General features: G+C 50.3%; 17 protein-coding genes and 1 pseudogene. 11 read left to right on the top strand and 7 right to left on the bottom strand.

What is annotated here, in order from left to right:
* Positions 1-50: 50 nt before the first annotated feature.
* Entirely contained in the window at positions 51-824 is a 774-nt protein-coding gene (locus ACIOMR_RS14085; RefSeq protein WP_177053997.1) for an alpha/beta fold hydrolase, read from the bottom strand.
* A 258-nt stretch (positions 825-1,082) separates the two neighbouring features.
* On the opposite strand from ACIOMR_RS14085, the gene ACIOMR_RS14080 reads away from it, so the two are divergent.
* Genes ACIOMR_RS14080 through ACIOMR_RS14070 form a run of 3 tightly spaced genes read left to right on the top strand, consistent with a single transcriptional unit; the run spans position 1,083 to position 2,687 of the window.
* Positions 1,083-1,298 carry a 4-oxalocrotonate tautomerase family protein gene (locus ACIOMR_RS14080; RefSeq protein ID WP_003218111.1) on the top strand — a complete coding sequence of 72 codons (216 nt, stop codon included), beginning with the start codon at positions 1,083-1,085 and terminating at the stop codon, positions 1,296-1,298.
* Positions 1,295-1,945, top strand: coding sequence for a DsbA family oxidoreductase (locus ACIOMR_RS14075; protein WP_177069281.1), 651 nt, complete (start codon positions 1,295-1,297; stop codon positions 1,943-1,945). The genes ACIOMR_RS14080 and ACIOMR_RS14075 overlap by 4 nt, the downstream gene beginning before the upstream one ends.
* Before the next feature lie 31 nt (positions 1,946-1,976).
* Complete coding sequence (locus ACIOMR_RS14070; RefSeq protein ID WP_003218108.1) at positions 1,977-2,687, top strand: SDR family NAD(P)-dependent oxidoreductase; 711 nt, start codon at positions 1,977-1,979, stop codon at positions 2,685-2,687.
* Positions 2,688-2,853: 166 nt separating this feature from the next.
* On the opposite strand, the gene ACIOMR_RS14065 is transcribed toward ACIOMR_RS14070, so the two are convergent.
* Entirely contained in the window at positions 2,854-3,135 is a 282-nt protein-coding gene (locus tag ACIOMR_RS14065) for a DUF3077 domain-containing protein (protein WP_102370209.1), read from the bottom strand.
* An 857-nt stretch (positions 3,136-3,992) separates the two neighbouring features.
* Here ACIOMR_RS14065 and ACIOMR_RS14060 point away from each other — a divergent pair.
* From ACIOMR_RS14060 to ACIOMR_RS14025, 8 genes are all read left to right on the top strand, one after another.
* On the top strand, positions 3,993-4,766 hold the full coding sequence (locus tag ACIOMR_RS14060; protein ID WP_155586026.1) for a HEPN domain-containing protein: 774 nt from the start codon (positions 3,993-3,995) through the stop codon (positions 4,764-4,766).
* A 403-nt stretch (positions 4,767-5,169) separates the two neighbouring features.
* On the top strand, positions 5,170-6,522 hold the full coding sequence (locus tag ACIOMR_RS14055; RefSeq protein ID WP_401194732.1) for a hypothetical protein: 1,353 nt from the start codon (positions 5,170-5,172) through the stop codon (positions 6,520-6,522).
* Positions 6,523-6,559: 37 nt separating this feature from the next.
* Positions 6,560-7,468, top strand: a complete 909-nt coding sequence (locus tag ACIOMR_RS14050) for a hypothetical protein (protein ID WP_401194730.1) — start codon at positions 6,560-6,562, stop codon at positions 7,466-7,468.
* A 933-nt stretch (positions 7,469-8,401) separates the two neighbouring features.
* Complete coding sequence (locus tag ACIOMR_RS14045) at positions 8,402-10,477, top strand: hypothetical protein (RefSeq protein ID WP_401194727.1); 2,076 nt, start codon at positions 8,402-8,404, stop codon at positions 10,475-10,477.
* 1,301 nt (positions 10,478-11,778) lie between these two features.
* Positions 11,779-12,939, top strand: a complete 1,161-nt coding sequence (locus ACIOMR_RS14040; protein WP_401194724.1) for a nucleoid-associated protein — start codon at positions 11,779-11,781, stop codon at positions 12,937-12,939.
* Positions 12,932-14,062, top strand: a complete 1,131-nt coding sequence (locus tag ACIOMR_RS14035) for a hypothetical protein (RefSeq protein ID WP_401194721.1) — start codon at positions 12,932-12,934, stop codon at positions 14,060-14,062. The genes ACIOMR_RS14040 and ACIOMR_RS14035 overlap by 8 nt, the downstream gene beginning before the upstream one ends.
* Positions 14,063-14,135: 73 nt before the next feature.
* Positions 14,136-14,633 (top strand): Panacea domain-containing protein, encoded by a 498-nt coding sequence (locus ACIOMR_RS14030; protein ID WP_401194718.1) that lies wholly within the window; start codon positions 14,136-14,138, stop codon positions 14,631-14,633.
* A gap of 2 nt (positions 14,634-14,635) precedes the next feature.
* Positions 14,636-15,238, top strand: a complete 603-nt coding sequence (locus tag ACIOMR_RS14025) for a hypothetical protein (RefSeq protein WP_288911552.1) — start codon at positions 14,636-14,638, stop codon at positions 15,236-15,238.
* 217 nt (positions 15,239-15,455) lie between these two features.
* Here the strand turns inward: ACIOMR_RS14025 and ACIOMR_RS14020 are convergent, their stop codons facing one another.
* The 5 genes and pseudogenes from ACIOMR_RS14020 to ACIOMR_RS14000 form a co-directional block, all read right to left on the bottom strand.
* Positions 15,456-16,541, bottom strand: coding sequence for a hypothetical protein (locus ACIOMR_RS14020; protein ID WP_401194715.1), 1,086 nt, complete (start codon positions 16,539-16,541; stop codon positions 15,456-15,458).
* Between the two features lie 661 nt (positions 16,542-17,202).
* On the bottom strand, positions 17,203-17,583 hold the full coding sequence (locus ACIOMR_RS14015; protein ID WP_401194713.1) for a hypothetical protein: 381 nt from the start codon (positions 17,581-17,583) through the stop codon (positions 17,203-17,205).
* A 176-nt stretch (positions 17,584-17,759) separates the two neighbouring features.
* Positions 17,760-17,993: pseudogene (locus ACIOMR_RS14010) on the bottom strand (integrase); the annotation flags it as partial.
* Positions 17,994-18,884: 891 nt separating this feature from the next.
* Positions 18,885-19,214, bottom strand: a complete 330-nt coding sequence (locus ACIOMR_RS14005) for a hypothetical protein (protein WP_401194710.1) — start codon at positions 19,212-19,214, stop codon at positions 18,885-18,887.
* Position 19,215: 1 nt separating this feature from the next.
* Positions 19,216-20,249, bottom strand: a 1,034-nt coding sequence (locus ACIOMR_RS14000; RefSeq protein WP_401194707.1) for a tyrosine-type recombinase/integrase, incomplete at its 5' end; no start/stop codon positions are given.

Genomic DNA, 20,249 nt, shown 5'->3' with positions numbered 1-20,249 from the left:
TCAAGGCGATAAAAAACCCCGACTGGTTCGGGGTTTTTTTATGCCTGCGATCAGCGCTTGCTGGCGGCTGCGATGATCACATCTGCGACCTTTTGCGGCTGCGACAGCATCGGCACATGGCTGGTTTGCACCACGGTGGTGGTGGCATTGATTTTCTTCGCGTAGGCCTGCTCCAGGCCCGGGTCGATCATGCGGTCCTTGGCGGCGACGATGTAATAGTTGGGTTTGGTTTTCCAGGCGGCGACCGTGATTTTATCGTCGAACGCCTTGCCCAGAATCGGCCCCTGGGTCACGGCAATCAGGTTGGCCTGGTCGGCAGGCAAGTCCTGGGCGAAGTTTTTCGCCACGGACGCGGCGGGCAAATACAAGTAGCCGGAAGCGTCGGCACTGATGGTCTCGATACCCGGCGGGGTTGGGTAGCCTTTCTCGGACTCGGCAGAGCTCTGGCCCTCGGACGGCGCGAACGCGGCCACATAAACCAGTGCCTTGACCTTGTCGCTGGTGCCGCCCTGAGTGATTACACTGCCGGCCCACGAATGGCCCACCAGAACCACTCGCCCACTCTGGGCATCAATCACCCGCTGGGCGGCGGCCACATCATCTGCCAGGGACGTCAGCGGGTTTTGCACCGCCACCACCTTCAAGCCTTTGGCCTGCAACAACGGAATCACCTTGTTCCAGCTGGAGCCATCGGCAAAGGCGCCGTGCACCAGCACCACGGTGGTGTCCGACAGCGCCGGGGTGGCGGCATAGGCCTGGCCGGTGAGCATCGCGGCGGCCATGAGCGTAGGCAGCAACAGGGTTTTGACTGTGGATTTAAGCATGTGGGGCACGTCCGTAAGTGAGGGGTTATCGGCCAGCACTCAAGGCGTTTGCAGCCTGCCTTAAGCCTGTAGGCAAGACGCACGGGGAGGGCGGTTATTCCAGGGAGCAGTAAAAAAACGCAGCGCCGGACGTCTCGATTGATTACATGGCATCACTAATGAAGTACTCCGACCCACCTTTATCCACCTCAAGCAACCTCTTAAATTGGCCTCACTGCCTGCCCACCATGTCGATGGGCAAGTCACTGGAGCCTTGTCATGCCATTTGTCAGCGTACGTATCACCCGCGACGGCGTTACCTCGGAGCAGAAAGCCCAGGTCATTGCCGAAATCACCGAAACCCTCGAACGCGTCCTCAACAAACGCCCGGACCTGACCCACATCGTCATCGAAGAAGTCGACACCGATAACTGGGGCTACGCCGGCATCACCACCACCCAGTACCGCAAACAGCTCGCGGAAAACCCGTCATGAGCACGCCTGTCACCATCGACTTCATCTCCGACGTGGTGTGCCCGTGGTGCGCCCTCGGCGCCACCGCCCTGGAGCAAGCCATCGACAACCTGGCGGGCGAAGTGAAGGTTGAACTGACCTACAAACCCTTCGAACTCAACCCTGACATGCCGGCCGAAGGCGAAAACGCCGTCGCCCACATGATGCGCAAATACGGGCGCAGCGCTGAAGAAGTTGCCAGCGGCAAAAGGATGTTGATGGAGCGGGGTGCGGCCATCGGCTTCACCTTCGACCTGGAAAAGCGCAGCCACTTCTACAACACCTTCGACGCCCATCGGTTGCTGTTTTGGGCGTTGCAGCAAGGGCGCCAGCTCGAGCTGAAAAAGGCGCTGTTGCGCGGGTATTTCAGCGATGGCCAGAACGTCAGCGACCACGAAACCCTGGCGCGTCTGGCCGCCGAGGGCGGGCTGGACATTGAAGGCGCACGACGGGTGCTGGGCTCTACCGCCTACGCCAATGAAGTGCGCGAGCTGGAAGCGTTCTACCGCGAGCACGGCATCAACTCCGTACCGGCCATGGTCCTCAATGGCCGCCAGCTGGTCTCCGGGTCGCAATCAGTCAGTTACTACGAACAGATGCTGCGGGAAATATCCGCTGCGGCTGCTTGAACCATCCCATTTTCCCTATAGAGGTTTCATCATGAGCAATTCGAAAAAAGTCGTTGTGATTACCGGTGCATCCCAAGGCCTGGGCGCTGCTGCAGTGAAGGCTTACCGCGAGCTGGATTACCGCGTGGTTGCCACTTCCCGGTCGATCAAACCGTCGACGGATCCGGACATCCTCACCGTGGCCGGCGACATCGCCGACCCGGCCACCGCCGAGCGCGTCATCCGCGAAGGCGTAGCGCGTTTTGGCCGCATCGACAGCCTGATCAACAACGCCGGGATCTTCGTTGCCAAACCGTTCACCAGCTACACCCACGAAGACTACGTAAACGTGTTGGCGGTGAACCTGAACGGGTTCTTCTACATCACCCAACTGGCGATTACCGAGATGCTGAAACAGGGCGCCGGGCACATCGTCAACATCACCACCAGCCTGGTGGACCACGCGATTGATGGCGTGCCGTCGGTGCTGGCCTCGCTGACCAAAGGCGGGCTGAACTCGGCGACCAAATCGCTGGCGATTGAATACGCCAAGCGCGGCATTCGCGTGAACGCGGTGAGCCCAGGGATTATCAAAACGCCGATGCATGGGGAAGAGACGCATGCGGCGTTGGGCAGCCTGCATCCGGTGGGGCACATGGGTGAAGCGCGGGATATTGCGCAGGCGATTGTGTACCTGGAATCGGCTGGGTTTGTGACCGGGGAAATTCTGCATGTGGACGGTGGGCAGAGTGCTGGGCACTAAGCGATACGGCTGAATAAAAAACGCCCCGGACCGTGATGGCTCGGGGCGTTTTTTGTGTGGCGGCTTCTAGCCAGACACTCTAAAACAAACAACAAAGAACAAATGTGGGAGCCGGGCTTGCCCGCGATGGCGATGGCCCAGCCAACACACTCACAACCTGACACACCTACAGATTATTGCCCGGCGACTCCAACACCTTCACCACATCATCAATCACTGCCTTGCTCATTTCCTGCAGATAGTGCGAAGCCCAGGCGTATCGGTCCGTATCCCGAATCATCGCCGCATCCTCCGCCAACAGCTTGGCCACATGCAGCAAATCGGAAACGTGAGACAGCGCTTCGCTCAGGGAAACCCCGCTGTTAACGCGGAACAGAGGTTGGTCGGAATGGAATGAAAAAGGGGTAACGCCGAGGGTAGTGAAGCCAGACGGATTTGGAGCGCTCATCGGTAAAACTCCCATATCAAGTGAGAGCTACCACGTTCGTTCTCAGGCGAATGGGTGGCAGCTGTGCGCAGGCTGAGAACCGGAGATACAGGAACCCGGCAGACCCGAAGGTCTCCCACGCACAGCCGCCATTGCACGAAACTACGGGCATAAAAAAACGCCTGCAAATCGTGATTGGTGGCGCTGTTGCGCCTGCATCATGTCGGGTTCTCAGGCCCGGTCGCTGAATTGGCAGCGACGGGGGGAGGGTAGCGTGGTGGTGGGGTGGGTGCAACTGGGGAAATAGTTGTTTCGTTTTGCTGCTGCCGTGCTTGGTTCTGGCGGCCTGAAGATGAGTCTGTCGCGTCTTCTCAAAACGCTGAGCTTGAAGGGCAGGTTTGCCATTCCTGCAGCCAGTTCAGGATGCAAAATCATGCGGCTCGTGCAGTTATGCCGTTTTATGGATACGTCATAATTATTGGCTACCCATAATTCCGCATAAAACTCTGAAGGCGGGACTTCGCTACGGGAATTGGTCTATCTGGAGGCTCACCGGCTTGTTCAGTTTGGGCGCCAGGCGTAGACAGAATATGAGCACCCCAGAAACAACAAAGCCCCCGCATTTCTGCGAGGGCTTCGTTTTGTATGGTACGGCACCAGACGAACGGTAGTGGTCGGCGGGGCTAGGTTTTATGCGGGTCTGGAAGTCTGTGGAAAATTTGGCGTACCCCAACTAGTAACTATAAATAAATCAGCTAGTTATGGCTTTCTGTGGAATCGAACCCGGGCCTTTCGAGGCATCAGCGACGTTGTCGCCGGAAGTGGCACCTGACAAGAGTGACGTCTGTGCTAGCGGCTGCATTTTGAATGATGTCAATATGACGCCTTTCAAAGCAGTAACTGAGGCAAGGATGGCATCGAAAGCTTTTGCAAAATTCCATAAGACCGCCAGGCGTTGCGAAACATTAGTAGACGCCTATACGACGATCCACACGATGAACGCGGCGGATGAAAACGTCCCGTCAGCTCCCAAGGATATAATCCGCGGAGCGGTCGTGCTTGCAGTGGCGGCTCTGGACGCCTATGTGACCGACGTGTTCGTCGAAAAGCTAGCCACGTACCTTAAAAGGCAGCGCCCCGACGACTCGCTGGTTGAACTGCTTTTGAAAGCAGGCCTAGATACGCGTGAAGCATTAAGCCTTCTGACTATGGAGCGTCCCTACCGTCGTATACGCAATTTAGTACGATCATATTACGCTCAATATACCACCCAGCGATTTGACGTTATCGACTCCGTATTTCTTGTGTATCGATTAAATAAGCTAACTGACGCCGCTTTCAGGAAGACTCGTCAGGCTCACATCAAGAGCCGGGTGGGGGACCTCATCATTCGACGCCATGAGATCGTTCATGCGGGAGATTATAATCAGGCAAACCGCATCCAAGATATTGACGAGGTTAAGGTCAAGCGATGGATTAAAGCGTTGGAAGACATGGTAACCGCTATGGACGAGATAATTTGCAACCGCATCCCGACTCCTGAGGCACGACGGGTGCCTGCGGTAGCGAATGACGCAGCGGCACCTGCCGCTCTGCCAGTCGCAGATGATGACCTAGAAGGGCCCATATTGGCCGAAGCAGGCGAAGATTGATGTGTCAACAATATTGGTGTTGATGCACTGGAATGGATAGCTGAAATGGAGCTTTAGTTTTCAATGATTGGTGCCAAGCTTCAGACTGCCTTTCGAAAAAATTCGAAAGGCGCACGCGGGGAAATTGCGCTCTTCCGTGCCGTCATAAGCGCATTCGACCGTAGAGAATAGGCTGAATCCGCCAAAAGCTGCCCGTGGTAACAGGCAGCAGACGGCCAAGTGCTGTCATCCGGATGTGTCAACAAATTTGAGGACGATTCATATTGTTTACAAATACTGGCGTGATATTCTCGTCGGCGGCGGGCTGTGTGGACGGCGCTTTGGAGACATTGAGCCGACAGATTCTAGGTTGCTAGAACAAGGAGGTTCGACTCCTCCCTCGCCAACCCAATGAAGGTTTGAAATGTCATACCATGTCGAATTAGGTTGGAAAATCTTCTCCAGTCTTTCCCCACAAGGGATTGAAAAAACTAGGCTGGCTAACCCGCTTTTCAATATCAAAGGGGCTAGCTCTTTTTTGCGTATGCTTGGAGGCAATCCACGCGTCCCTTACGCGCCCACAACACTTGAGCCAACAAAGAACTTTCATCACGCATTGCGGTCGTCGAAGAGCGAGCTAGGTGTTGAAGGAAAACAATTTACCTTCACAGTTTTTTTTGAGCAGGTACAACAACGCCTTCAAGTAACAGTAAGCTTGCGAAGATATTTATCTTGCATTTGCGCTTCAGTAAAAGTACAGGCTTTTGATGTCGAATGCCTTGCTACCATTGCCGGCCTGCAAGATATTAAATCCCATCATGGGTTGTTTAAATTCGTTTCTGAAATTCTTGCGATCACTACTACCGGCACCGCTAGTATAAAAAAACTTTCCGCGCCTCCTAAAATCTTTCCAGCCATTCAAATTATGAATTTAGGTAGCGAGGCGGAAGATACGTTACATCGTCTAGTCGAAATCCTAACGCGTCACACTATCGAAGAATCAGACATAGTTGATTCGGTTATCCAAAAAAACAAGATCCATCGAATCGATAAAACATTGGTGCTAATAGATAGGCAAGGAGTTCTTTCCTACTTGCCACCTCACTGTAGCACCAATCAAATTGAAGGGAATATTCAACGTTTTAAAAACGCGTCCTCATTAATGGAATTTGCATGCGCAATTAAACGAGATTTAAAGTCTGATTTTATCTCTGGCAAGATCATTGAACCAATCATTAATGATGCAAAATATTTTTTACCTGATAGCATTTCTGCTCAGCGAATGTGGGGGCTATTGACGAGCGAATTTAGTATCCGACATGAGCTAGAGCAGGGGAACGAATTAAAATTAACTCCAATCTCAGAAAACATCAGCGCTCATGAATCCTCGTCTCCGCAGCCTAAACAAGTTGTTTTTCAGTTCATTTCCAATGATCAATACAACGTAACAGGACAAGTCGGAGCAATCGGCCCTAACGCCCAAGCTGTAAACAATACGTTCACCCAAGTCTTACAACAAGCGGCATGCGGTCTCGACCTACCTGCGCTTGCTACGGAGCTTGCGATACTTCGCAACTCAATGCGTAATCAAGCTACCGAAATCGAACACGACCAGGCGGTTGCTAGCATTGGCGCTGCGGAGAGCTCGGCGAAAAAACAAGATGGCGCAGGGGCATTGGAACATTTGAAATCTGCTGGAAAGTGGGCATTCCATGTGGCAACGAATATTGGAACCAATGTCGCGGCTAAGGCAATTCAAACAGCAATTGATCTGTAGCAAATATCTATAGTTAGATTTTTTCAGGACATTAGCAATGCCTATCACCATCCCTGATTCTTCATGGTACAGAAGCAAAAGCTCAGAGAAAAATGCTCCCGCCTCGTGCCCCTACGCAAATGTACATAAATGCCCAAGATACTATGCGAGCATATATATGCTTGGCGAAGCAAGAATCATCACCTCTATAAACGATGATAAAAAAGCGTCTTTGGATGCTTTTTGGGCTAGCTCCGAGCTGCTACCAGTTATTGCTGAAGACGAAACTTGCATACATGGCATTCAAGGAAACTGGAGCGCTTTTTCAAATTTTTGCCCTGAGGTTACTTTCGCTTATCTTCATTACTACGCAAGCTACTTGGCGAAATACGTAGATGAAATTGATAGCGACTGCGGGCGCAGGATTGCTGAAAGGGAAAAAAAACCCAACGATTGGCGATATGAGTGGGGCTTTATATCTCCCTGCCACTTTTTAGATTGTAGTGTTTACAATCAAGTCCATGATTTCAATTCAAAAGAAATTGATGCCAATAAGCGTTTGTTTCCAAAACATAATCAGGTTTTTGTTCAGCAGTTCATTTCTCAGGAGATTTCTATGGGTGACCAGTACAACGTAACAGGGCAGGTTGGCGCGATCGGGCCCAACGCCAAAGCGGAAAACAATACATTTAACCAAGTAATGCAACAAGCAGCATCCAATCTCGATCTACCTGCGCTTACTGCGGAGCTTGCGACACTTCGCAATTCAATGCGTAATCAAGCTACCGAAGTCGAACACGACCAGGCAGTTGCTAGCATTGGTGCAGCGGAGAACGCGGCGAAGAGACAGGATGGCGCAGGGGCATTGGAGCATTTGAAATCCGCTGGGAAGTGGGCGCTTGACGTGGCAACGAAGATTGGAGCCACCGTCGCAGCTAAGGCAATTCAAACAGCAATTGGCCTTTAGTAACAGTCTAGCCAGTCAACTCAGCGAACTGCGTCGAACGTAAAGGGGACGGATTTATTTATCGCTCTGCGCTGTTCCGTCTCAACCCAAAATTTCGCATGTAAAGATCGATGCGAGCGTCGTTACAGAAGGTGGGGGTTTCGAAAGGATTGCAGAGGGGCGTGGGAGCAGATAGATGATCAGCGGAAAGTAGAGAGGCTGCCAGATCAGGATCTGTGGTAAGAGCAATCCAGAAACAACAAAGCCCCCGCATTTCTACGAGGGCTTCGTTTTGTATGGTGCGGCACCAGGAGTCGAAGGTGTACATAAGCACATGTTTTATAATGATTTAATGTTTTAGGTGAGATTCTATATCTCTAAAACTATCCTTTAGCATTCATTAGGTTTTACATAGTCGCAGGCAAAGCCAAGCTACGATCTATTTGCATCGGTTTCCGATCCTAAGCGCAGGCCGAGCGATAGTTGGAAATTAACTGACTCCCACCGAAAACTCCGCGCTCTCGCGAGTATGTCGTTCGCTTTGCCTATCTTGAATCGAGGATGCTTCAGGTCTTGCAAGATGTAGACGTGGGATACCAAATGCCTTTCCTCATAAGTCATGCGCTTAAGACTTGGAGCATACACTCAGTCATCCTTTCTGGCAGTTGCTAGCATCGTTGATCGCAGAGAGCGGCAGTGTCTGATAGTGATTGGAAGAGAACGGAATTAAATCACGGATCATTTTTGGAGCAGCCTTAGTGGCCAAGCTCTAATCGAGCACTCTTCTCTCGGGCAGGGTATAGCATATCTTCATGCAGCCCGAGCGACATTCCTATTGACCCTGACATAGCGTTTCGCGAGGGCTGAATTATCACTGGAGAGGCATTTAAGAATTTGCATTTTTTGCCGATATCTCAGTTTCGATGCCGCATTGATAGTATTAGGATACCAAACATGAAACTACATCAAAGTAAAATGTTGAGCATGGCGCGAAAGCTGGAGCTTTCCCATCCAACATCAAAATCCGGTTTAGATTTCCAAGAATGGCACAATATTTTCAAGGGTCTCGCAGACAACAACTCTCTTGATCGATCAATTGCTGAAGCCGCAACTTGGCTTGGTAATCATTTCAAACGCGTATCATTAACACGGCAGCACTACAGGTTAAAATCTGACGAAAACTTAATCCTGAAGGACTTCTTTCACATTCATCTTGCAGCTGCGAATTATGGATTCGCACAAGTGTCAGCGCAGCAGCGGCGCTCACTCAATCCTGACGACAAACCGTCGTTGGAAAAAATGATCGCCTTCAAGTCCGATCTCACGCAAGACGGCGCCAAGGTTCATGCAAACCAACTTGTAATGATGAGACTCGATAGTATTTGCCTTGCAATTTATGACGCATTAGACAACAAAGACAATTTATCAGAGAAGTATAAAGTCATCGCAGACGATCCATCAGGCGTGGACAAGGTAGATTTTTTACTCAATGATTTGAGCTGCTCTCAGCTATATCATAATGGTTCAGTCATCTGGCAAGAGATCCTATATGGAGATACGTACTTCTCGTTTATACCGGGTAAAAACATCATTTTCGTTTCCAAACTAAACGATTTGGGAAAAATGAAAGCTATTTGCGATTATCGCAGAGATCATCAAAACGGTACCGTTTCAATTCAAACCAATAATTTTATACATGACTCGATTGCATACCTAGGCCCCGCCGGGCCAAAGAAATTTATAAAATATGATCCAAACGGAATCTTGATGGTACGTGGAGTTCACTCTTTTGACGAAGCATTCAAGCGATACGTAAACGGAAGGTGGGTTGAGCAGTATTTTGGTATAGAAGAGCATCTCTTTGAGATTATGGAAGTAAAATGCCCTGAGGATATCAATGGTCAGACATACTCAGTGCGAGAAATCCTACTAGTATGGTTCCACCTGTCACTACTTGCCCACCAAATATCTGATGCACAGAGCGATACGTCCGTCGCCGATATTGCGGAGCTGCTCGAGTTCTGCATTTGGTTTAAGCGCGAAGAGCTGATACAGGTACTGGAGGGGGTCACACCATTTGAGGGGCCTTTAATCGACTCAATATTAAATTTCCTCACCTATAAGGCCGCACAACTACAAGATGATCTTTGGCTAAAACCGCTCCTCGAAATTGACGGAGAAATAGCATTATCGACCAGTTCACTACTGTCGGCTAGTCTTCGCAGGAACGTAGATATGTGGTTGCCGTTAGTAGACCCTAAAGCGCATCTCCGTGGGGGGCATTTCGAGAAGCACATGGTAAAAGTAATGGAAGCTTGTAGTTCAGGAGAAGGCCCTATCGGTAGAAAGTTGAAATGGACCAGCGCGGTCGATCTGGACTATGGTGGAGATGGAGAGGAAGTAGATCTCACGTTCAGCTTCGGCAAAACAATTGTCGTGGTGGAGTTACGTAGTCGAAGAGTACCGATTACCCCATTGGACTATCATAATGCTCTACACGAAAAGAAAAGTGGCATATATAAAAAGGTAAACCAGGCAAACAGAAAAACTCAATATGTCCGAACTCATCTAGAGAAATTCTGCGGGGAGCACTACCCGCACCTGAGCGACTGCTTGGATGAAGTGAACGTGCATCCATTAGTGATCATAAACGATCAATTCCATGCTGGCTTTCCTGTCGAGGGTACGCCAGTGTTAGACGAACATCTGTTGAAGCACTTCCTAGAGGACGGCCGAGTGAAATTCCTCGCGTCAAGCCCGGTGGACTACCGCTACGCGATTGTCTTGTATGACAATTTAGAGGAAGCAGAGCAAGTCTTTATGAGCTATGCGCTGTCTCCAACGATTATTGAGGTACACGCTGCGTCGCTCAAGGAAATTCATACTGTTCATCAGATTGCGGAGGGTGAGATGCCTATGCACTGGCACACATATGATGTTGTTGAGCCAGAAGATGAGAAGCAATCGCTCGCTATCCTGAGCAAACTTAGTGTTGGAAAACTCATTCATATGACTAGCAACCGGCCTTAGCCCCTAGAAGTGGTGAATCAACCATTTACCGCCTTAAATTGAGATGGACGGAACAGACGGGGATGGGGTGCTTCTCGCCCGAAGAGAGCCCCAGGTTTTGCGTAATCTGAGCAGTCATGGCCATCCACGCCGCCTTCAACGACCACGGCTCCCTCATACATCCCAACGGTGACCGAACCGCCCAGTGCCATGCTGGGCGGAACGCCCAGTAGGACGAGTGCGCCCTAAAATCGAAATATATATAACGCCTCAAGGCGTCACAGATGATGAACTCTGTCGGTGACTTCTAAAATTCAAAAAAGCCAATAACCATGAGCCTAACCACCAGGCGTCAAATAGTGGCAGCATTCCCCATATGGGGGCATCGAGACTAGGCGCTACGAGGAAGCTAAGCAGCCTCGAAGATTTATTTCACCCCTCCCAGCCTCCATTCAAGTGACTATCGATTAGGCGTCCTATATCTCAGAGGAAAATACCTCGCCCAAATTGAACCGCAGCCGGCCAGATGGGGGACATCCATACATAATCTAAAATTTAGGCGCGGTTCAGTTCATTAGCGAAAACACCGAAGTCAGAGCCTCCAAGGAGATGACCCATACCCCAATCGACCACATTTGCCGGCATTGTGACTCCAGTACCTATTTCTCCCTATTGACAGCTTAACGGGGCGCGGATATTTAAAATCAAGGATTCAACAACCCCAGCGATAAAGGAAGTCGACCATGAGTATCAAACCTGGCCCTAAAAGAACGAACGAGGATGGCACTCCGGACAAGCGGCAAAGAGTCACGCCTGAAAAGCAAAAGGAGCATCCAAAGCTGAAGCCCCATAAGCATAAACCGGGGGAATAGGATTAAAAGGCGGCTCACTAGAGCCGCTTTTTGTTAGTGCTCGAGTATGCCAGCCCCCATCACCGCAACGAATAATGGCGCAGATGTGTACGAGAGACACATAGGATCATCGGTATCGTTATCTAAGCGCTCAGCAAGCCAATAGTATTATCTTTGTTGTCATGCTGGAGGTGCCCGGTGGTTAGCTCCGGCTTTATGCGGGCGATACAGAGGGCGTAACCACGGATCCTTCTGCGGTCAGTGGAAATTTGAGGATCGGTCAGCCTGTTCAAGCTAATGGTGGCGTAAGAGCCCGCTTTTGCTCGCTCCAAAATTCGCCGCGGCACGTGATCGCGCTATTAACCCACTAACCGGAATCCGGGGCCCTCATGCCAGCACTGTGCTACTATTCAGAGCTGGCAGGCGACGTAAAAGCGTTCGCTATTTTAAGTTCCTACGGACGAACCTAGCATGGATGATCGCACATCATTTTCACCTCAGTCTCCTCATGAGGCAGAGGCTTCAAAACCTGAAGTGAAATCGCTAGTTGTATTAAACGCATGTGCAGCGAAATTTTTTAAGACCACGCTTGGCGGTCTGACCTTTTACGATAGCAACAAGGGCAACAACTGGGATCTCAGCTCCCCGGTATGCGTTGATTTTGTAAATCGCATCGGTAAAAAATTCTCCAAGAGCGGAAGAATTTATGGCTATGTTGATCCCGACATGCTTTCTGCTGCTGCCAACTTTTCGAAGTACGCCAGCGATCTAGAATTCGACACGTTTGTTAATGGCGTGATGGACCGGCTCTGTGACGAGGCAAACGACCCAGCCCGCCGCTCACTGAATGAAGGCTACGTGGTATTTTCGCACTACCAAGATCACCGGCAGGTGGATCATCTGCTAATTGTCATGCTGGGCAAGCAGGCTGGTTATGACTTCGACAACGACAACAGCCTCAACCCGAAAGATACGGAAAGCCTGAACTTACAGGACTTCCGCCAAGCTGCCTGCATGGATTTGACAGAATTCAAGAAAGGCTTCCCTAAAAATACAGGTGACTCTTACCTGTACTTCATCAAAGGGAATTCAAAAAGCGAGTTCTTTACTGTCGCGCTGGGCTGTTCTGACTCGATACCTGGAAAGGTGTGCGTTGATAACCTGAAAAGCGCACTGGGCGCATACCTCCAAGAAGAGGCTAATACCCTATCCCTCTCAGAGAAACGCAAAATTCACAAGCGCGTCGTCGAATATATCGAGAGCAAAGCGGGCGAACGTGTCCACCTTTCTGAAGTTCAGCACGTCATCAACAAGTGCTTGGATGAGGATTCGCCGCATCACGGAGGGCTCGTCAAATTTATTTCAGAAAACTCTGAGCGCTTCAAGGTAAGCGAAGAGTTTCAGCCTTCGGGTGTTACTGCAAAAAACATGGCCTTTACCAATCTTAAGCTCCCCTCTGGAGAGTTTGACGGGCGCTTCAAGCTGGACGCTGTGACGGTCGGCGAGAGTGATGCAGACCTTAGCGTCGATAAGGATTTCGTGTATCTGAAGATAAAGCTGCCCATAGAGGTATCAAACCAGCTCAGAAGCATCAACACTGTTAGTCGGGTCTCGGGCTCAGACGATGCTTGATCGCATATCTCTGGTTGATGACCAGCTCATACTCGACACGCGTTCGATTGGTATGGGGGAGGTTTTTGCGTTTCTGAAAGAGCATGGGTGCCATAGCCCTGAAAAATTGGAGCTGGTTGGTACAGATCTCTGCCTCTTAACACCTTCGGCCTGGGACGCCTCTTTCGTGCCTTTTTTTGCCAACACCGAAGACATGTGGCATGCAGTACGGACGCGTAGCAAAAAGCCAGAACACCTCCACATTATTGGCATGGGCGAGGACCAGCAGATCTCAGTTTCTCGACTGATAGACCTTTACTTTCTACTTAGAGACACGCTCAAAACACTTTGCCATAGCGAGGGTGATGACGGTCAAACCCATAAGTACATTTTTTTCAGTTCGAAAGAATCGCTTCTTACAAAATTAGAAATCTCCTACTTGATGACATGCGATGAGCTGCTAGCCATCCACGTAGGGGAAAAGGATTTAAAAGACGCTAAAAAAATGCATACGGCGATTATGGCCGATGAGGATGTTCATTGTGAAGAACGCCGTCACGTGATGCGCGAAACGCTGACGGAGCTTTTGAAGGACGAGAAGGACTGCAACCTTCGACTAATAATGGCATCCGTTTCAAAGTTCTACAAAAAGTATAACGAACGCTATAAAGTTTACGTCAGCAAATTCTCAGTAAATAAAATACTGACTGAGATCGAAAGTGATTGCGTCAGCTTCTTGGGAAAAGTTCAAGATGCCATTATGGCTCAGCAGACCAAGGCATTTGCTGTCCCAGGTGGCATTGTAGCTGCTGGTGCCATTTTAAAACCGGCTACAACTGCATGGGATTATCTAGTCATACTTGTCGGCTTGATCATTTCGACCTGGATGATAGTTTCATTAAACAGCAATGTCATTAACCACATAAATTTACTGGCAGATGAGTTCGATCGGTCCACTAAAAAATATGATGACATCATTGTGGGCGTAGATGAGATCCACGAAAAGATTAAAGCTTCTCGCGTGAAGCTATCATCCTCATCCGAGTCTGCCAAGTCAAAACTTCGTATCCTAACGCGAGTGTGCTGGCTAGTATTCATACTTGTAAGCTTGATTATGCTTAAACGCTTTTTAGAGACTTCTTAGCGGGAAAACGATAATACCAGAGAAGCATCTATATCGTTTTCATAGAATCTGAGTCCCGCATAACGACACATCATTGAAGGATCTTAATAATCCATATATACTCAAGAAAATCAATTTGACTTCTTATGAAATGACCAAAACCACAGAGCATGATGTTGCCAGCTACATCCTTGATAAAACTGGCGAAATATCGGCAATGAAGCTCCAAAAACTCATTTATTACTCGCAAGCCTGGGCCATGGTTTGGGATGAGTGCGCACTTTTCGACGCAGATTTTGAAGCTTGGGCAAACGGGCCGGTGTTGCCATCGATCTACGAGATTCATCGAGGCCAGTTTTTGGTCGATAAGTCGATGTTTCCCAAGGGTAATCCGAAAAACCTCGATGACGATGCGCGAGATACCATCGACCAAGTTCTTAAGGTCTATGGCAAAAAGACTGCTCAGTGGCTCAGCAATTTGACCCACGAAGAAGCCCCATGGAAAAACGCCCGAGGAAATCTTGGCCCTTTGAATCGCTCAAACACGGTGATCGAAAAGGGAAGCATGCATGAGTACTATTCGGGACTATAACCGTGGCAGGAAGCAAGGCTGAGAAAAGGGAAGAACGACGGGCTGCCAAGAATGAAAAAGCTCAGAAGCTGGCGGGCACAATCGACAACAATGAGGCCAGTTCCAAAATCGCTGTGGTGCCCAACGATCCTCCGCGACCAAAGTGCCCTGTTACTCCCGAGGCTCGCAATGAAGTCTTGAAGGGCATGCCCAAGCTGGCTGACAAACCAGCCATCTACCGCTCGCGTATGACATGGTGCATTTCTGTATCCGATACGGAAGGCGACTGGTCATGGAAAGAGTCCAGAGCCTGGACGGAGGAGGAATGGACCACCGAGCTTAGCCGCGAACTTGAGCCTCTAAAACAAATGACGTGGTCTGAGATTGCCCGCCTTGAAACCGGAGAAGGCAAAAAGCGGAAGCGTCGGAAAAGGCACCATCCCCAAGATGTGGCAACCATCACCCCAGAAGCAAAAGCTCGCTGGGCGACGCTGGAGCTTGAACAGTTTGATACCGCATATCGCTTCCGTTTGGGTGGAACTAAACGAGCATGGGGATTCCAGTATGGGAGCCATTTCTACCTCGTTTGGTACGAGCGTCACCATAAGATTTATCCCACATCATAAGGGTGAGGTGCACATTTGTGCCCTTCCTTAAGCATAATGATGGCAGCTGATATGACTCGCAGCCTCTTCGCTCGGCCAGCTTGCCGCCGGATTTTGCCCATTGGCATATTTAACGTTGATGAGCATGCCCTTCCTCCCGTAAGCAAGATTTGGCAATCAAACTAGTCAGTAAGGTAGTCGATTGCCGTATTACTGTCGCAGTATTGGGTGTTGTGATTTACTCGGTACGTGAAGCTAGCGCAAGGTCTAACATACTCACAATCTTTTTATCCAATCGACATAGTGGAGACTTTTCATGAGTCAGCATCCATTCCATCGGATACTCCCCCATTGGGTAAAGCTCGTCCTCAATCAAAATATTACCCCACCTATTGTATCCGATGTATGGGATATCTATGTATTGAGCATCACACTTTTTACCATTCAACGAAAAACGGACTTCGTGCATTAAGCAATCAGATTTTGAAATCTCGAAATATCCCGTTTTGGCAATAACTTCAATTGCATCCTCTGGGCTAAGACCTATCACCCCTTCAAACTTTAATCCTTTCCCTGCATAAGATCGACTAAAGTGCTCAAAGCATTCGGCGACGTAATTAGTAATAGCATCATGCTTAGAAATATCGCCATCGAACACGGGACAGGTATGAAATGAATAAACACTACTGCGCAGCTTTTCCATCAGTTTCTCTACGACTCTGAACCTAGCCTTGGCAAAAAACTCTTTACCCTTTGGATCTTTATCATAGAAAGTTACTTCCACTTGATCTTTAATATCAGATTCATGAATTAGCGATAGAGGTATTCTCAGCTTAAAATTGTGATGACTAACGGCATTGCGCAGACGCGTGACAACTCTAAGTATTGGCGGATTTTTAACCGCTTCATCCTCAATAATATCAAATTCGCTAAAGTACCAATCGGATTTGAGCTTGTCACTGATTTTGTTAGGGATTTTATCTGATGCTATTTCTTTTGCGATGCCCAAATTAATACTCATATACGCTGCCAAGGATCCTAGCCCCATTGGGAACTTTAAGTTTCGAATCGCCTGTTTTTCATTTGGGTTATCCGCCCTCCCTCCAACCACCCTCGGATAGTCATCATGCGTATTAATCAGACCAAGGTCATATAAATAATCTCTGTATACACTTAAAAGAGAGCGATGCTGTTGCTCTCGGTCGAAGATTGCTGCTTGGAAATACTCTAGAAATCTTATGGTCGAATGATAGCTAGTCATCAGATCTAACGCTTCACGCTTTGGATCTAATTCATCTTCTTCAAAAAGCGCCTTCAATGACATATTTATGCACCTCAGAAATGATGATTATGTAAATAATGAAAGATCATACAGATCGCCATAGAACTATCATGGATAGACTTAACCAAATCCAAGCAACCGGCGACGCAATATCATTATGCTATTATAGCAGGCATCTTTCAACCGTCCGGAAGGTCTACCTTCGGTAAAAGCGACTGGGCAAGACTTGCGACTTTCCAGCTAGGTCGATATCACTCTGTTTAAGTTCGGCAATCGCACATTGAGATCCTCACCTGAATAGCTGGGTGATTATTGCAACAACACATTATTCTGCCGTTGCAAGTTTGGTGCGCTGGGAAAGTTTCAGGGATACGAGTCATGCTCATTCAGCCGTACAGACTAGTTTAAGTTCGGGTTTGATGCATCGCCGCTACATAGCAAGAAGACGTGGTTCAACAACATATGGAAAGACGACAGGCATTGCGAATACCATCGCGACCGTAAATGTTGAACAAATAAGCCGCGTTGCCCGGCGCCCCACAGCGCTCCTGAACGCCTTTTACTTTTGGATTGAAACGGTGAGCAGCACGAATAAGTAAGGAACACTCGACGGGGGTCATAGCCGGCATGCGTCGGTTCGAATGCCCTATGCCCGCTGCGCGAGCCCACCATATCCAATGGGCTCGCGAGATATCCGACGTCCTCAGCCTGCCTGGTGATTACGCCCTTGCCCTTGAGCATTCACTGCAATTGCTACCTCCACAGCAGCTTGAGCAACATTCGCAAGTGCCGCTGACATAGTTCGGAGTTGCAGCTGATTCATTGCCTCAAGCGTCTCTACGATTATACGAACGAGGTGTTGATCGTAATCATCGCGATTCACCTCCTCGTGGATACCTTTATTCAGGTAATGCCACACATTGGATGGTGCCGGCCCCCCCAAGACGGCTCCGAGCCCCTGCACAACACCTGGCTTGTCTGGATGTATGAAAGTTTTTGAGTCATCGAGACGTTTTTTCAGCGCTTCACAAAGGTTGCGCAAAGCAGGCTCAGCGCCGCGAGCTGCCAACGGAACAGTCAGCATTCCAAGGTCGTTTTTACCGAGCCATTTCCACACCCTATCCGAGAACACCTCAAGGTTCTGTCTGGACGCTCCTAGCGCATTTCGCCAGTCCCCCATATCCAATGCCGCACGTGCTTGCGCGAGATAGTTGAAGGTATGCTCATTGCCCTTTACCCGCGGGCGATAAACAAGTCGCACAGGTACGCTGCGTAATCCACCAACATTTTTCGTTCAATCTGGCGCGCATCATTGATACCGGGCCCCTGTTCGGAACGGCACCACTTCACGAACGCCTGCCACCGATCACTGTGTGCCTTGACCGTGCCGTAGTGGCCACCGCCGAACACGTCTTTCAATGCCTGGGGCCCTGCATAACTCAATTGCCTGCCGTAACCGAAATTACGACCATCGCGTCTACCCACTAATGCCATGTCGGTCACCTCATGTTCCGTTCTCCCGTTCTCGCCCCACGTCATCCCGCCAAGAATGCTGAGTGTTATCAGGGATCAAGGCCCCTGCGACCTGTGGGGTTTGTCCACTACGCAGGACTGGCGGCTCCTTACGACCGGGAGCTAGGGCATCTCATGATCTGGCCTCCTGAACACTTCCGAAGAAGCGGGCGGGTGGAGGCAGCGCTGGCTGACGAGAGCAGCGCCGCGAGATCCTGAGTCGGGTAAAGGCAGTGAAGAGATGACCGGGGCGTGCCTGACTGTCAGTCAGGTGCAGTCCATTCCGAGGGCTGCGGCACCATCATCTGCATCGCTGTTGCTGGCGACTTCGGTGTTTGTCACGCCGATTGTCACTAGGGGGAATGCCGCAAAGTCTTGTACGAGTTGGGCTGCAGCAACGGTAGGAGCGCCCGTCTCTTTCCGGAAGAAAGAGACGGGCGCAGGTTGGCGCACGGGAATGGCCAAGCGGATAGGTTGCTGCAGGGCAGTTATGAAAGGGATGAGTTGCCACAGTGGGCACACTGGTAAAAGTAGGCATCCATCACATCGCTGTGACCGTGCGAGCCGCCGGACGCTAATCGCACTTTGGGAGAACCATCACGGTGTGGCGTAGCCTTAAAGGTTCTGGCTACCTGGGTTGCTGTCAAAGACAGCGCTTTGCCCGATCTTCTCTACGCCTGTGGATAATTTGGGTCAAGGCTCCAATTTTCGGGAGTTCTGCGGCTGTGCATGAAATTATCCATCGGTGGAAATCAGTGGTTTTCCACAGACAGTTGCGTGGGCTTTGGATTTTTTAAGTGAGGTCCATCTAAACAGGGCGGCTTTGCAGCCCTGTTTAGATGGACCCGCGTGGCAGAGCAGATTGCGAGAGTCTTACGGATGTACGCTTACTTTACTGCGGCACTTTAAAAGCCAAAGCAGTGTCAGCACCGTCGGCCAAAACAACGTGTTGAGAACGTCGTGAGCGCTTGCCTGCCAGCGCCAGTATCCGAAGCTTCCAATATCGACTCGCCGATCCACCCACTCGCCAGCACACGCAATGATTAAAACAACCAGCCAGCCAAGGTATGGCCTGAATCGTCGGGTGCCAACGATCAACGTCAAATAGACCGCCATGCCCAAATAGATATGCAGCGCGTCTTTAGATAGTCCGGTTGCCGACACAATGGCGAGCTTGATGCTTTGTGCGGTTGAGATATCCATATCAACTCCTCCTCTCTGCGCCAATGCCAGGCTTCGCCTTTATCCGAGTAACGTTATCTCCAATCTGGTTGGCGAATTCGTGTGGAGTGACATGCTCCTGCCGGTTGGCCTCCAGGTACCGGCTCCACCAGTTCATGATCAGCCTGCGCTCCTCGATGAACTCGGCCTTGTGGATGTAAGCGGCGCGGACGTTGTTGCGCTCCTTGTGGCTCATCTGCCGTTCAATGGCGGTCTCCGACCACAATCCTGACTCGATCAGTGCGCTGCAGGCCATCGAACGAAACCCATGCCCGCAGATATCGGTTTTGGTGTCGTATCCCATCGTCCGAAGCGCGTTGTTCACGGTATTTTCGGACATGGGCTTCCAGGGTTTGGCATCCCCTGCGAAGACCAATGCGAATTTGCCTGTGAGTGCATGGATTTTTTCGAGTAGCGCCACTGCTTGCGGCGATAAGGGTACTAAATGGATATCCCCTGCCATCTTCGTACCCCTTGTGGAAAAGGGTACTCCCTCCAACGCTGGCCGAGTGTCCGGGATTTCCCAGACGCCACGCTTGAGGTCGAACTCGCTCCAGCGTGCGAAACGCAGCTCGCTGGATCGTACAAACACATGCAGCGATAGCATCACCGTCAGGCGGGTAAGTGCACGGCCTTTATAGGTGTCGATCCGCTCCTGTAGTTCCGGCAGTCGCGATAAGGGTAGAGCGGGGCGATGCACCACCCGCGGGGCCTTAATCAAGCCTTCAAGGTCGTAAGCAGGGTTTACGGTGATAAGCCGGAGGCGCTTTGCCTCGCGCATGATGCTCTGCAGGTAGTTTTGTACCCTTAAAGCAACGTCTATCGTTCCGCGCTTCTTGATCGCTTCCAAGGGCTGCATGAGGTCATGGGTGTCGAGGTCGACAATGGCGCGGGCGCCGATCAGCGGGAACACGTGGGTTTTGAGGCGGCTCATCACAGTCTTGGAATGGCCTGGTGCCCACTTGGCCGACATTTCCGTATGCCAGTCGAGCGCAACGCTTTCAAAGGTTCTGCCTT

This window comes from Pseudomonas sp. NPDC087814, from assembly GCF_044742865.1.
Taxonomy (GTDB): domain Bacteria; phylum Pseudomonadota; class Gammaproteobacteria; order Pseudomonadales; family Pseudomonadaceae; genus Aquipseudomonas.
This window is presented reverse-complemented; position numbering and strand designations above follow the sequence as displayed.